This is a genomic window from Rhizobium halophilum (assembly GCF_021648825.1).
In the GTDB taxonomy this organism is placed as follows: domain Bacteria; phylum Pseudomonadota; class Alphaproteobacteria; order Rhizobiales; family Rhizobiaceae; genus Neorhizobium; species Neorhizobium halophilum.
In genome coordinates this window covers 158087-171052 of record NZ_JAKJHS010000001.1, presented here as the reverse complement: position 1 = coordinate 171052, position 12966 = coordinate 158087, and the positions used below count along the sequence as shown (strand labels likewise).

The following is a 12966-nucleotide window of genomic DNA, read 5'->3' as shown; positions in this document are numbered from 1 at the left end:
TTCATGATGAGTAGCTTTAAGATCAAATTTCTTCTTCCGGCACTGTTTGCGATGGCGGTTCTCGTCGCTGTCCTTCAGGGCGTCCTCGGGATGCGCTCCGTTCTCGAGCTGGAGACGCAGGCCGAAAAGATTGCCGGCCGTTTAGAGCAATCGACGATGATCGCCGATATGGACCGGCAGTTCTCGCACGTCCGGCGGTTGTATCTGATGGCGCTGTCGGCAAGCTCGGCAGCGGAAAAGAAGCAGTCGCTCGAGCAGTTGCAGGAGGCGCGGAGGGCGTGGGGTGAGGCACTGAGCGCCTTCGGTTCTGGAGTAAGCGATCCTGAGGCAAAGGAGAAGCTTGCGAACCTACAGGCGGTTTCCGCGGACTACGACACGCTCGGCGACGAATTCATCAAGCTGATCAGTTCGTCGCGCCTCTACGAGGCGCGGGCGGTGATCGCCAATATGGTGCCGAAGGGGAGCGAGGCCGGTGCACTGCTGCAGGACATGATCGATGCGAATGAAGCAGCAAGCGCCATCGACCGCACATTGGCTGCCGATGCGGCGGACTTTGCCTTCATCTCCACGATCCTCGGCGTCACCATCGCCGCAGCCGTTGCACTGGCAGCAGCGCTGCTGAGTTACCTGCGTGTGACGCGGCCGATCGGCCAGATCACGAACGCCATGAATGTTCTTGCGGCGGGCAATAACGACGCGGACATCCCGCATCGCGGGCGTCGCGACGAGATCGGCGAGATGGCTGCCGCCGTGGCCGTGTTCCGCGACAATGCACTGGCGCGCGACCGGCTGGAACGGGAAACGCAGGCGGCAAGATCGATGAGTGAGAGCGAGCGTCTTGCTCGCGAAGAACAGAAGGCACGCGAAAGCGCCGAAGTCTCCTTCGCAGTGGATGCGCTGGGCCGCGGGCTGACGGGGCTTGCCAATGGCGACCTGACGGTGCGGCTGGAGCAGCCGTTCGCCGGCCAGCTGGACCAGCTTCGCGTCAACTTCAACGAGTCGCTTCAAAACCTGCAGTCGGTGCTGCGCAATGTCGGCGATAACGCCCGCATAATCGATGCCAGCGCCAAGGAGATCAGTTCGGCGGTTGCGGATCTCTCCAAGCGGACGGAACAGCAGGCGGCGTCGGTCGAGGAGACTGCGGCGGCATTGGAGCAGGTCGCAACCGCGGTAAAGGATTCATCGGTCCGTGCCGGTGAGGCGGGCGAGCTCGTCGATCACACCCGTGCGGGTGCGGAGCGCTCGGGTGAGATCGTGCGGCAGGCGGTCGGTGCGATGGAAGCCATTGCGAAGTCTTCCGGCGAGATCAGCAACATCATTGGGGTCATAGACGAGATTGCCTTCCAGACGAACCTGCTGGCGCTCAATGCCGGTGTCGAGGCGGCACGTGCGGGCGAGGCGGGCAAGGGGTTTGCCGTCGTCGCTCAGGAAGTACGCGAGCTCGCCCAGCGTTCGGCCAATGCCGCGCGCGAGATCAAGACGCTGATCGCCACGTCGGGCGAGCGCGTTCGTGACGGCGTGGATCTCGTCGGGCAGACGGGGACGGCACTGCAGTCGATCGTCGCGGACGTGCAGCAGATCAACACGAATATGGCCTCTATCGTCGTTTCCAGCCGCGAGCAGTCGACGGGCCTCACCGAAATCAGCTCCTCCGTCAACCACATGGACCAGGGCACGCAGCAGAATGCGGCCATGGTAGAGGAAACCACGGCGGCGACCCACAGCCTCGCCACGCAGGCCGCGGCGCTGCGGGAGCTCCTTTCCCGCTTCAAGCTGGACGAGCGCGAGCCTGAGCTCCGGTCGGCATCCGCTTCTCACGAGCCTGCCGCATCACCGGCACGGGCTTTAGGGACGCGTGTCCGCTCCGCCTTCTCCGGCGGTGCTGCAGCCGCGGTCGCGCAACCCAACTGGTCGGAGTTCTAAGAGGGCTCCAGCCCTTCTTCTCGTAACTGATCGGATCGGCAGCTTCGGCTGCCGATCTCGTTTCCGGCGCCGTGGCCTCTCCCTGACGGAAATGTAAGCAGCCTTGCCCTTTGCCGCACTCATGGGGTGGACTATATCGTGGCCATGATCACAGCCATCTTCCGCTTCTTCGAGAACTGGATCCAGCCATTCGAGAGGCGGGATGACGTCAGGCCACCACAGGGACTGGTTGCCTTCGTCTCGTACTATGTGCGCCAAGCCAAGGCACCGTTCTTCGCCATGCTTGTGCTTGGCGGATTGGCGGCTGGTGTGGAAGCGGCGATGTTCTGGTTTGTAGGCCGGCTTGTCGATATCCTTGACACGATCCAGCCCGCCGACGGATGGAATGGCCTCATTGCGCAGCACGGCAGGGAACTGCTGCTGATGGCGGTGGTGATCGGGCTCGGTCGCTTTGCAGTTGCCTTCCTGACGGCACTTGTGGATCAGCAGATCATAACGCCCGGCTTCTACAACCTGGTTCGCTGGCAGTCATACCTGCACGTGTCACGCCAGTCGCTGTCGTTCTTTCAGAACGATTTCTCCGGCCGTATCGTCAACAAGGTCTGGTCGGCAGGGCAGGCGACAGGAGACGTCCTGACGACGCTGATGGAGAGCGTCTGGTTCGTCTTGATTTATTCGGTCTCGACCCTCGTCCTCGTGGCTCAGCTCGACCTCCGGATGGCCCTTGTCGTGCTGCTGTGGCTCGTTCTTTTCGGGTGTCTTGCTCGCTACTTCATCCCCCGGATCCGGGAAAACGCGAAGCTCTCAGCGGAGGCTGGATCGATGATCAGCGGACGCATGGTCGACGCCTATTCCAACATCCAGACACTCAAGCTTTTTGGCAGCGACGAAGCCAATGACGGCTATATGCGCCGGGGGTTCGAGAGCTTTCAGGAAACGATCCTTCGGTTCACACGTCTTCTGACGGGCGTGCGTGCATCGATGGCGCTCCTGTCCAGCATCATGATTGTGACCATGGCCGGATTGAGCATCCACCTCTGGCTAGGCGGACTTATCAGCTCGGGTGCGGTCGCCTTTACCCTGGCTCTGATGTTGCGGCTCAACTTCCTCCTCGGCCGCCTGATGACGCAGTTGAACGGATTGATGCGCAACATCGGCACAATTCAAAACTCCGCGGATCTCATCTCGCAGCCGGTGGCCCTCAAGGATCTGCCCGATGCACGGGTTCTGCAGGTCCGCGTGCCGGAGATCCGCTTCGACAACGTCAGTTTCGACTACGGCAACGGCAAGGATGTCTTGCGCAACCTGTCCCTCCATCTGGAGCCGGGCGAGAAGATCGGGATCGTGGGACGTTCCGGTGCGGGCAAGTCGACGCTGGCGAACCTTCTCCTGCGCTTTCACGATATCCAGTCTGGCCGCATCCTGATCGATGGCCAGGATATTTCGCAGGTGACGCAGGAGTCGCTGAGATCACAGATCGGTATGGTAACGCAGGACACGTCCCTTCTTCACCGATCGATCCGGGACAACATCCTGTTCGGTCGCCCCGACGCTACGGAGGAACAGTTGCGTCAGGCAGCGCGTCGCGCCGAGGCGGACGAGTTCATCATGGCGCTGGAGGACCAGCGGGGCCGCAAGGGCTATGATGCCCATGTTGGCGAGCGGGGCGTGAAGCTCTCCGGTGGTCAGCGCCAACGGATCGCGATTGCGCGCGTCATGCTGAAGAACGCACCGATCCTGGTGCTCGACGAGGCGACGTCGGCGCTCGATTCCGAGGTTGAGGCGGCGATCCAATCCAATCTCGTACGACTGATGCAGTCGAAAACGGTGCTGGCCATCGCCCACCGGCTTTCCACGATCGCGGCGCTCGACAGGCTGATCGTCATGGATGGCGGACGAATTGTGGAGCAGGGGACGCACAGCGAGCTCGTGTCGGCGAACGGAATCTATGCGGATTTATGGGCACGGCAGTCCGGCGGTTTCCTTGCCGCCGATGCGGCACAATAGGTCCACGTCATGGGGGCGCAAAAGCGATTTCCGCCAGCAGCCCGTAATGGTTCGAGCCAAGCGCGTCGGGCAGACGCTCCAATCTGCTGACTATCAGCGGCGGACGGACAAAGACGTGATCGATCGCTACTCCAGCCCACCCCGCCCGCACAGGCCAGGTCGCCGGCTCGTTTGGAGTCTTTCTCAGCCCCGTAGCCCGGAGAAACCAGCGCATGTTCGGCGCGAGGCTGGAAGCGTTGAAGTCTCCGGACAGAATGATCGGATCATTCAGACCATTCAGAAGCTCCGCAGCATTTCGCAGTTCATAGAACTGGAAATTGTCGAAGTAGGGCTTTGTCGTGTGGATTGCCGCAACGTGCAGGGGGGCGCCATTGAAGGTGACCCGCGCTACCATCATTCGCTCTTCGAAGATATGGCTGAGACTGACGACGGTGCGGTGGGTGAGAGGAAGCTTCGAGAGTATCATCAGGTCGCAGTGATCAGTCATTTCACCACAGCCCATTCGGTGAGGATAGACGGCAGAGAACGCCTCCAGGTGGGGCATAAGTGGCTCTGCCTCCATGATGTTCACCACGTCTGCGTCAGACGAGAGAATAAGGTCCCTGATCGCTTCGGCATTTCCAGAGTTTGTCATCAGGATGTTGAAGGACATCAGTCTCAACGTCGGTTGCGACGCATCAACGGAGGGCGCAACCTGGCTCATGTCGCGGGCCATCCAAAGCGCGTGCAGGATCAAAGCCAGTGCAGCCAGCAGGAGGCCGACGGTCAACAGGCCCCGCTGGAGGAGGAGGGCAAGAAGAAGTGCTGCCGCGCTTGCTATCGAAAGATGGAGTTGAAGATTGTGGATGGTGCCGAAGATCCAAACGCTGCTCACGTAGCGCGTTGCGATGGCAAGCAGCACGAGCGACACGATGACGCAGATCGCGACCGACAGAAAGTTTCTCATCCAGCCCGTCCCACCGGTCATTGCCGGCAACGGAGGTACCATGGCAATCGGATACGGACAATCCGAATACGACGGGCAGGTTAACGCCTGATATCGTGCGGCAGGAGCACGCTTCCTTCTCCATCGAGCAGGAATTACAGAGTTCTTTGCCCGGCCAATAAAGCCCCCTCAGAACTCCCTTGCTGACCGCGACAAACTGGCTCCTATGCTCTTGCCAAGGCTGGACATATTTTGCGATCAAGCATAGAAGGCGCCGGATTGCCGGGGAATCTGTGTTCCAAACATGGCCAGACCCATTTTACCGGTAGAGGGGCATATGCGGTTTTTCGCGAAATGCGTGAGAAGGATGTTTAAGCCGTGAGCGAGCACGAGACACACAGCGAAACACAGGGCGAGCCCACTCGCCGTGATTTCCTTTATCTGGCCACCGGCATGGCTGGCGCTGTCGGCGCCGCGGCCGTTGCTTGGCCGTTCATCGATCAAATGCGACCGGATGCTTCCACGCTGGCGCTGGCCTCGATCGAGGTCGACGTTTCAGCGCTAGAGCCGGGCATGTCGCTGACAGTGAAATGGCGCGGGAAGCCGGTCTTCATCCGCAACCGGACCGAACAGGAAGTTGAGGCTGCCAAGGCCGTCGCTCTGGAGGAGTTGAAGGATCCGATCGCCCGCAATGACAATATCGATGGCGCCGCGCCCGCGACGAATCTTGCGCGTTCCGCTGGCGAAGGTAAGGAAAATTGGATCGTCATGATCGGCTCCTGCACCCACCTCGGTTGCGTCCCGCTCGGTCAGGCCGGAGATTTCGGCGGTTGGTTCTGTCCCTGCCACGGCTCGCACTACGACACCGCCGGCCGTATCCGTCGAGGCCCTGCGCCGACCAACCTGCCGGTGCCGGTTTTCACGTTTACGTCCGACACAGTGATCCAGATCGGGTGAGGGGTTCTAATCAATGAGCGGTCATTCAACATACCAGCCGGCCTCCGGCATCGAGAAATGGATCGACTCGCGGCTTCCGCTGCCGCGCATGATCCATGACAGCTTCGTTTCCTACCCCGTTCCCCGCAACTTGAACTATGCCTACACCTTCGGCGCGATGCTGTCGGTCATGCTGATCGTTCAGATCCTGTCGGGTGTCGTTCTGGCCATGCACTATGCGGCCGAGACGACCGTTGCCTTCAATTCCGTTGAGAAGATCATGCGTGACGTCAACAATGGTTGGCTGCTGCGCTACATGCACGCCAATGGCGCGTCCTTCTTCTTCATCGCCGTCTATCTCCACATCGCCCGCGGCCTTTACTACGGGTCTTACAAGGCGCCCCGCGAGATCCTCTGGATCCTGGGCGTCGTCATCTACCTGCTGATGATGGCAACGGGCTTCATGGGCTATGTCCTGCCCTGGGGTCAGATGTCCTTCTGGGGCGCGACCGTCATCACCGGCTTCTTCTCGGCCTTCCCGCTGGTCGGGGAGTGGATCCAGCAGTTCCTGCTGGGCGGCTTCGCCGTCGATCAGCCGACGCTGAACCGCTTCTTCTCGCTGCACTACCTGCTACCGTTCATGATCGCGGGCGTGGTCGTCCTGCACATCTGGGCTCTGCACGTCACCGGCCAGACGAACCCGACGGGCATCGAAGTCAAGACCAAGACGGATACCGTCGCCTTCACGCCCTACGCGACGCTGAAGGATGCGCTGGGCGTGTCGGTCTTCCTGCTCGTCTTTGCCTGGTTCATCTTCTACATGCCGAACTATCTCGGTCACCCGGACAACTACATCCCGGCTGACGCGCTGAAGACCCCGGCTCACATCGTTCCGGAATGGTACTACCTGCCGTTCTACGCGATGCTGCGCGCCATCACCTTCAACATCGGCCCAATCGACTCCAAGCTTGGCGGCGTGCTCGTGATGTTCGGCTCGATCATCGTGCTGTTCTTCCTGCCCTGGCTCGACACGTCGAAGGTTCGCTCGGCCGTCTATCGTCCGTGGTACAAGCTGTTCTTCTGGATCTTCGTCGCGGACTGCATTCTTCTTGGATGGCTTGGTGCCATGCCGGCAGAGGGCATCTACGTGATCCTGTCGCAGCTCGGCACGCTCTACTACTTCGGCTTTTTCCTGGTGATCATGCCGCTCCTCGGCCTGTTCGAGACGCCGCGCCGCATCCCGAATTCGATCACGGAAGCTGTGCTCGCCAAGCAGAACAAGTCTGACATGGAAAAGCTTCCGCCTGGCGAAGCCAGTGTCCGATAGCTGCGACGAGAGGGAAAGAAGAGTTATGAAAAAGCTTGTTACAAGCATCCTTTCGCTGGCCTTCGTGGCAGGGCTCGGTCTCGGTACAGCGCTGGCCCAGGACGAGCACGCGGCCGAGGGTGACGCCCATGCAGAAGGGGCTACGCCACACTACCCGCTCAAAAAGCCGCGGGAAGTCGACTGGAGCTTCGCCGGCCCCTTCGGTCATTACGACAAGGGCCAGCTGCAGCGCGGCCTGAAAGTCTACTCCGAAGTCTGTGCCGCCTGTCATTCGATGACGCTGGTGTCCTTCCGCACGCTGGAGGACCTCGGTTACTCGGAAGCGCAGGTGAAGGCCTTCGCTGCCAACTACCAGGTCACTGACGGCCCGAACGACGACGGCGACATGTTCGAGCGGGCGGCGGTTCCGTCCGACTATTTCCCGCCGCCGTTCCCCAACGCGCAGGCCGCAGCCGCTTCCAACAACGGCGCGGCGCCGCCGGACTTCTCGCTGATCGCCAAGGCGCGCGGCGTGACCCGCGGCTTCCCGCAGTTCGTGTACGATATCTTCACGCAGTACCAGGAAGGTGGCCCGGACTACATCTACTCGCTGCTGACCGGTTATCAGGAGCCGCCGGAAGGCGTCGAGGTGCCGGAAGGGACCTACTACAACCCCTATTTCATCGCCTCGGCTTCGCTGGCCATGGCCCCGCCGCTCTCCGACGGTCAGGTCACCTATGACGATGGTTCGCCGGAAACACTTGACCAGTATTCCAAGGACGTCTCTGCCTTCCTGATGTGGGCCGCAGAGCCGCATCTCGAAGACCGCAAGCGCACGGGTTTCATGGTCATGGTCTTCCTGCTGATCTTCACCGGCCTCATCTACCTGACGAAGAAGTCTGTCTACGCCAGCAAGGGACACTGAGGCTCGGCCTCATCCTGAAAGAGGCGGCCTTCGGCCGCCTTTTTTGTTGGGTGGCGCCTTTGGACTTGCTAGGGTCCTGTTCCGCCTGAAACTGCTACACTCGGACCATCATGACACAGACAATCGACCTCGCTTCTTCCGTCCGTTCGATCGTGGATTACCCTAAGCCCGGCATCATCTTCCGCGACATCACCACGCTTCTCGGCAATGCCGAAGCATTCCGGCAGGCGGTTGACGAACTGGTTCGCCCCTACACAGGCCTTGGTGTAGACCAGATTGCCGGCATCGAAGCGCGGGGTTTTATCCTCGGAGGTGCGCTTGCCCATCAGCTATCCGCCGGGTTCATACCGATCCGCAAGAAGGGCAAGTTGCCACATGAAACGGTGCGGATCGCCTATAGTCTGGAATACGGCGCCGACGAGATGGAGATGCATGTCGATGCGGTGAAGCCGGGGGACAAGGTCATCCTCACGGACGATCTGATTGCCACAGGAGGAACGGCGGAAGGTGCGGTGAAGCTCCTGCGCCAGCAGGGAGCTGAGATCGTTTCCGCCTGCTTCGTCATCGACCTGCCGGATCTCGGCGGTCGACGGAAGCTCGAGGCGCTTGGTGTGGAAGTGCGGACGCTGATGGAATTTTCAGGCCACTGACGCAGCGGTGGTTCTCACTGCCGGCTTCAGGCGAACTCCAGGACTGTGCCTTCATAGCGCATGACCACGTCACCATGCTGGTTCACGCCGTCATTCGTCGTGATGTTTATCCAGGTGCCGGGACGCGAGGCTAGGGCGCGACTTTCCACGAGCTCCACCGAATAGGTGATGCTGTCGCCGGCATAGACCGGCTTTACCCATTGTAGCTTTTTGAAGCCAGCGGATGGCCCAAGCTTGGGAGGCTCAAGTCCCTCCGCCGTCAGTCGCGCAGTTTCGGTGTTCCAGTACTGGATGAACATCTTCATCCAGCCCGCACAGGTATGCCAGCCGGAGGCGCAGAGGCCACCGAAGACATAGGCCTTGGCCGCTTCGGCTTCGAGGTGGAACGGCTGGGGGTCGAACTGGCGGGCGAAGCGGATGATGTCATCGGCAGTGAACTGCATGGTCCCGGTGATGACACGGTCGCCTGGTGGTGTGAGTTCGACAAGCCTCATGCCGGTGCTTCCTGGGAGGGTCTCAAGCGGATCATGATCGGGTTTTCCCCGCGCAAAACGACCTGGCCCTTCTGGTTTTCTACCTCGTGGAGGAAGCGGACGAGACCGATTCCCGGTCGCGATCTCGATACCCGCGACTCCACCACCGTGGATCGGCCGGAAAGCCGGTCTCCGGCCAGGACCGGCTTCTTCCATTCCATGAACTCGATGCCGGGGGATCCTTCGGACGCCGCTTCCTTCAGCCAGCCGTCGAACATCATGCGCATGAACAGGCTAGCGGTGTGCCAGCCGGACGCCGAGAGCCCGCCGAGGATACTCGCCTTTCCCGCTTCCTCCGTCAGATGCATAGGCTGTGGGTCGAACTCGGACGCAAAGGCGACGATCTCTTCCGCGCTCACCAACTTATCCACCAACGGAAAGCTGCGGCCGGGAGTGAAATCCTCGAAGAAGTAGCGGATCTCCGGCATAGGGTCTCGCTGCCTCAGGTATTGAATCGGAAGTGAATGACGTCGCCGTCCTGCACGACGTATTCCTTGCCCTCGTCACGGCCCTTGCCTGCCTCCTTGGCGCCGACTTCACCCTTGTAGGCGACATAGTCGTCGTAGCTGATGGTAAAGGCGCGAATGAAGCCGCGTTCAAAATCGGTGTGAATAACCCCCGCCGCCTGAGGCGCCTTGGTCCCGCGAACGATCGTCCAAGCGCGCGTTTCCTTGGGGCCGACGGTGAAATAGGTAATGAGGTCAAGAAGATGATAGCCCGCCCGGATCAGGCGGTCGAGGCCGGCTTCTTCCAGACCGAGAGCCGACAGAAACTCGGCGGCTTCTTCTTCCGGCAGTTGGGCGACCTCGGACTCGATCGCAGCGGAGATGATCACGCACTCGGCGCCCTGGTCCTTTGCCATGGCGGCAACAGCCTGCGTATGTGCATTGCCGCTGGCCGCATCGGCCTCCGCAACATTGCAGACATAGAGGACGGGATGCGAGGTCAGGAGGTTGAGTCCCTTCAGGATCTCGATCTCCTCGGGGGCAAGCGTCTTGAGGAGAAGCCGAGCCGGCTTGCCTTCGTTCAGCAGCTTGACCACCGTCTCCATGATCGGCAGTTGGGCCAGCGATTCCTTGTCTTTCGACGTCGCCCGCTTCCGAGTCTGTTCGACGCGGCGCTCGAGGCTTTCAAGGTCGGCAAGCATCAGTTCTGTTTCGATGGTTTCGGCATCGCCCACGGGATTGATGCGACCCTCGACGTGGGTGATGTCGTCATCCTCAAAGCATCGCAGCACATGCACCACTGCATCCACTTCGCGGATGTTGGCGAGGAACTTGTTGCCCAACCCTTCGCCCTTCGATGCGCCGCGCACTAGGCCCGCAATGTCGACGAAGGAGATGCGGGTCGGAATGATTTCCTTGGAGCCGGCAATGGCCGCCAGCGTCTTCATCCGCGGATCAGGAACGGCGACCTCACCGGTATTCGGCTCAATTGTGCAGAATGGATAGTTTGCCGCCTGCGCGGCCGCCGTCTTGGTCAGAGCGTTGAAAAGCGTCGACTTGCCCACATTGGGAAGGCCGACGATGCCGCATTTGAAACCCATCGGTAGAGATACCTGTGCTTGGATGATCGTTGGCTTGGCTATGGGGGAAACAGCCGAAGGGGTCAAGTCCGCGTGGCCGGAGCACCTCGAATGCCAGAAGCTGCCGCTTGATTGGGCTGGGAGCCGATGCGATAGTTGAAGCCATCGTTCCCTGTCATCGCGAGGCATGGATGCCGACGAACGACGACACAGTTCTTCTGCCCAAAACCAAGTCGAAGCCAAAGCTGGAGCGACCGAAGCTCTACAAGGTCATCCTCGTCAACGACGACTACACGCCTCGTGAGTTCGTGGTGATGGTGCTGAAGGCCGTGTTCCGGATGCGGGAAGAGACAAGTTACCGCGTAATGCTGACGGCGCATAGGATGGGAACCGCCGTAGTGGTGGTTTGCGCCAAGGATATTGCCGAAACCAAGGCCAAGGAGGCAGCGGATCTTGCCAAGGAAGCGGGCTTTCCGCTGATGTTCACCACCGAACCGGAGGAATGATCAGCCGGCGCCTCGGTAGAGATGGTCGTCGGGGAGACCTAACAGGCGGAGAAGACCTGAGCAGCAGCCGATCTGCGGCCCTTGCTGTCAGGCTCACCTGGACCCGCTCATGGCGGGACAGGTCGTAGCCGGCGCCGATCCCGGGGCGAATCCATACCCAGGGGCATGCTGCGGAGCCTAGTTGCCCTTGCCGCCCAGCAACTTCTTCAGCATCTCGGCCATAGGGCCAGAAGCAGGTAGCGAAGGCTTCGGCGCGCCTCGAGCCTGGCGAATGTGCGACTGCTCGGCAGGCTTGGTGGCGGTCTTCGCCTTCTGCTCATCCGGCTGGGCTCCCGTCGCAAGCGCCAGCTTGTTTAGAAACTGCGAGTCTTCGCCACGAACCAGCATTTCAGCATTGTCGGCCAACGCATCCAGAAGCGGCTCCAGCCATGCGCCATCTGCCTTGGCGAAGTCACCCAGGACATGACCGTGGACCAGTTCCTTGGCCCCGGGATGACCGATCCCGAGCCGAAGACGCCGGTACTCCTTGCCACAATGGGCGTCCAGCGATTTGACCCCATTGTGGCCGCCATGCCCGCCGCCCGTCTTCAGTCTCGCTTTGCCAGGAGCCAGATCCAGTTCGTCATAGATCGCGATGATGTTTTGCGGGCCGAGCTTGTAGAAGCGCATCGATTCACCGACGGCCTCTCCCGACAGGTTCATGAAGGTCTGCGGCTTCATCAGCAGCACCTTTTCGCCGGCGATCTCGCCTTCGGACACCTGCGCCTTGAATTTCTTCGACCAGGGCGCAAAGCCAGACCGCTGCTGCAACCTGTCGGCCGCCATGAAGCCGATGTTGTGCCGATTGCCTGCATATTTGCTTCCCGGATTGCCCAACCCAGCGATAATCAGCATCCGCCTCTATCCGTTCGTTCGTTGTTTCAAGCTTCTCTCCACCGCGAACGGGGGAAGGCAGTCGATGCGCCGCACGCAGCGCGCACCGACAACGGGAGCGAAGATAACAAAAAACCCGCCACCAGGGCGGGTTTCTGTGAATGCACGACGGCTTCTTATTCGGAAGCTGGCGTCTCTTCCGTCGTCGTCTCTTCTTCCTCAACGCCGGCAGCCGGGGCGACGATCGTCGCGATCGTGAAGTCGCGGTCGGTGATGACGGGCTTTACACCTTCCGGCAGCTTGACGGCCGAGATGTGAATGCTGTCACCGATCTTGAAGCCGGTAAGGTCAACGGTGATCGAATCCGGGATCGCGTGCGCCGGGCAGTTGAACTCGACGGTGTGGCGAACGATGTTGAGAACGCCGCCGATCTTCACGCCGGACTTTTCTTCGTTGATGAAGTGAACGGGTACGTCAACCGTTACGGCCGTATCGCCAGACACGCGTAGGAAGTCGACGTGCATGGTGAAGTCGCGGACCGGATCCAGCTGATAGTCCTTCGGGAGGACCTGAATCTTCTTGCCGTCGACCTCGATCGTAGCGATCGTGGTCATGAAGCCGCCAGCGTGGATGCGCTTGGTTACTTCGTTGGTCGACAGGGCGATAGCGAGGGGGGCCTGCTTGTCACCATAGATGACGGCAGGAATGAAACCGTTGCGGCGAAGTTCACGGGCGGACCCCTTACCAACCCGTTCGCGCGCCTCGGCCTTGAGCTCGTAAGTTTCCTGGCTCATGGCATATCCTTTCGAGGTTATTGGAGAACCTTTCGCTGCGTCGGGCGCAGATCGACAGGTCGG

At 60.7% G+C, this 12966-nt stretch carries 13 protein-coding genes; 7 read left to right on the top strand and 6 right to left on the bottom strand.

All coding sequences use genetic code 11. The annotated features are described in order from the left end of the window. The first annotated feature begins 6 nt into the window (after window positions 1-6). Window positions 7-1923 carry a HAMP domain-containing methyl-accepting chemotaxis protein gene (locus LXM96_RS00890; protein WP_239996340.1) on the top strand — a complete coding sequence of 639 codons (1917 nt, stop codon included), beginning with the start codon at window positions 7-9 and terminating at the stop codon, window positions 1921-1923. A 144-nt stretch (window positions 1924-2067) separates the two neighbouring features. Next, window positions 2068-3930, top strand: coding sequence for an ABC transporter ATP-binding protein (locus LXM96_RS00885; RefSeq protein ID WP_239997169.1), 1863 nt, complete (start codon window positions 2068-2070; stop codon window positions 3928-3930). 7 nt (window positions 3931-3937) lie between these two features. On the opposite strand, the gene LXM96_RS00880 is transcribed toward LXM96_RS00885, so the two are convergent. After that, window positions 3938-4876: an endonuclease/exonuclease/phosphatase family protein gene (locus LXM96_RS00880; RefSeq protein ID WP_239996339.1), complete on the bottom strand. Its 939-nt coding sequence runs from the start codon at window positions 4874-4876 to the stop codon at window positions 3938-3940. Between the two features lie 357 nt (window positions 4877-5233). Between LXM96_RS00880 and petA the strand changes: the two genes are divergently transcribed. The 4 genes from petA (at window position 5234) to LXM96_RS00860 (ending at window position 8672) form a co-directional block, all read left to right on the top strand. Beyond that, window positions 5234-5812: a ubiquinol-cytochrome c reductase iron-sulfur subunit gene (gene petA, locus LXM96_RS00875; RefSeq protein ID WP_239996338.1), complete on the top strand. Its 579-nt coding sequence runs from the start codon at window positions 5234-5236 to the stop codon at window positions 5810-5812. Window positions 5813-5825: 13 nt separating this feature from the next. After that, window positions 5826-7118 (top strand): cytochrome b, encoded by a 1293-nt coding sequence (locus tag LXM96_RS00870; RefSeq protein WP_239996337.1) that lies wholly within the window; start codon window positions 5826-5828, stop codon window positions 7116-7118. A gap of 25 nt (window positions 7119-7143) precedes the next feature. Continuing rightward, window positions 7144-8022, top strand: coding sequence for a cytochrome c1 (locus tag LXM96_RS00865; protein ID WP_239996336.1), 879 nt, complete (start codon window positions 7144-7146; stop codon window positions 8020-8022). A gap of 110 nt (window positions 8023-8132) precedes the next feature. After that, entirely contained in the window at window positions 8133-8672 is a 540-nt protein-coding gene (locus tag LXM96_RS00860) for an adenine phosphoribosyltransferase (protein ID WP_239996335.1), read from the top strand. Window positions 8673-8698: 26 nt separating this feature from the next. Here the strand turns inward: LXM96_RS00860 and LXM96_RS00855 are convergent, their stop codons facing one another. The 3 genes from LXM96_RS00855 to ychF are packed head-to-tail and all read right to left on the bottom strand — an operon-like array spanning window position 8699 to window position 10751. After that, window positions 8699-9166, bottom strand: a complete 468-nt coding sequence (locus LXM96_RS00855; RefSeq protein ID WP_239996334.1) for a MaoC family dehydratase — start codon at window positions 9164-9166, stop codon at window positions 8699-8701. Next, window positions 9163-9633, bottom strand: a complete 471-nt coding sequence (locus LXM96_RS00850) for a MaoC family dehydratase (RefSeq protein WP_239996333.1) — start codon at window positions 9631-9633, stop codon at window positions 9163-9165. Before LXM96_RS00850 ends, LXM96_RS00855 begins: the two co-directional genes overlap by 4 nt. Before the next feature lie 14 nt (window positions 9634-9647). Further along, window positions 9648-10751: a redox-regulated ATPase YchF gene (gene ychF / locus LXM96_RS00845; RefSeq protein WP_239996332.1), complete on the bottom strand. Its 1104-nt coding sequence runs from the start codon at window positions 10749-10751 to the stop codon at window positions 9648-9650. A gap of 170 nt (window positions 10752-10921) precedes the next feature. Here ychF and clpS point away from each other — a divergent pair, with 170 nt between their 5' ends. Further along, on the top strand, window positions 10922-11236 hold the full coding sequence (gene clpS, locus LXM96_RS00840; RefSeq protein ID WP_239996331.1) for an ATP-dependent Clp protease adapter ClpS: 315 nt from the start codon (window positions 10922-10924) through the stop codon (window positions 11234-11236). Window positions 11237-11413: 177 nt separating this feature from the next. Here the strand turns inward: clpS and pth are convergent, their stop codons facing one another. Both pth and LXM96_RS00830 read right to left on the bottom strand, forming a co-directional pair. Then, a complete protein-coding gene (gene pth, locus LXM96_RS00835; protein ID WP_239996330.1) occupies window positions 11414-12130 on the bottom strand; it encodes an aminoacyl-tRNA hydrolase in 717 nt (238 codons plus the stop codon). A 155-nt stretch (window positions 12131-12285) separates the two neighbouring features. After that, window positions 12286-12903 (bottom strand): 50S ribosomal protein L25/general stress protein Ctc, encoded by a 618-nt coding sequence (locus tag LXM96_RS00830; protein ID WP_239996329.1) that lies wholly within the window; start codon window positions 12901-12903, stop codon window positions 12286-12288. Window positions 12904-12966: the final 63 nt, after the last annotated feature.

Bases quoted from the DNA above. Each gene is read 5' to 3' on its own strand.
- LXM96_RS00870 (WP_239996337.1), top strand. From the start codon at position 5,826: ATGAGCGGTCATTCAACATACCAGCCGGCCTCCGGCATCGAGAAATGG.
- LXM96_RS00850 (WP_239996333.1), bottom strand. From the start codon at position 9,633: ATGCCGGAGATCCGCTACTTCTTCGAGGATTTCACTCCCGGCCGCAGC.
- clpS (WP_239996331.1), top strand. From the start codon at position 10,922: ATGCCGACGAACGACGACACAGTTCTTCTGCCCAAAACCAAGTCGAAG.
- LXM96_RS00830 (WP_239996329.1), bottom strand. From the start codon at position 12,903: ATGAGCCAGGAAACTTACGAGCTCAAGGCCGAGGCGCGCGAACGGGTT.
- pth (WP_239996330.1), bottom strand. From the start codon at position 12,130: ATGCTGATTATCGCTGGGTTGGGCAATCCGGGAAGCAAATATGCAGGC.
- LXM96_RS00880 (WP_239996339.1), bottom strand. From the start codon at position 4,876: ATGAGAAACTTTCTGTCGGTCGCGATCTGCGTCATCGTGTCGCTCGTG.
- LXM96_RS00855 (WP_239996334.1), bottom strand. From the start codon at position 9,166: ATGAGGCTTGTCGAACTCACACCACCAGGCGACCGTGTCATCACCGGG.
- LXM96_RS00885 (WP_239997169.1), top strand. From the start codon at position 2,068: ATGATCACAGCCATCTTCCGCTTCTTCGAGAACTGGATCCAGCCATTC.
- LXM96_RS00860 (WP_239996335.1), top strand. From the start codon at position 8,133: ATGACACAGACAATCGACCTCGCTTCTTCCGTCCGTTCGATCGTGGAT.
- LXM96_RS00865 (WP_239996336.1), top strand. From the start codon at position 7,144: ATGAAAAAGCTTGTTACAAGCATCCTTTCGCTGGCCTTCGTGGCAGGG.
- LXM96_RS00890 (WP_239996340.1), top strand. From the start codon at position 7: ATGAGTAGCTTTAAGATCAAATTTCTTCTTCCGGCACTGTTTGCGATG.
- ychF (WP_239996332.1), bottom strand. From the start codon at position 10,751: ATGGGTTTCAAATGCGGCATCGTCGGCCTTCCCAATGTGGGCAAGTCG.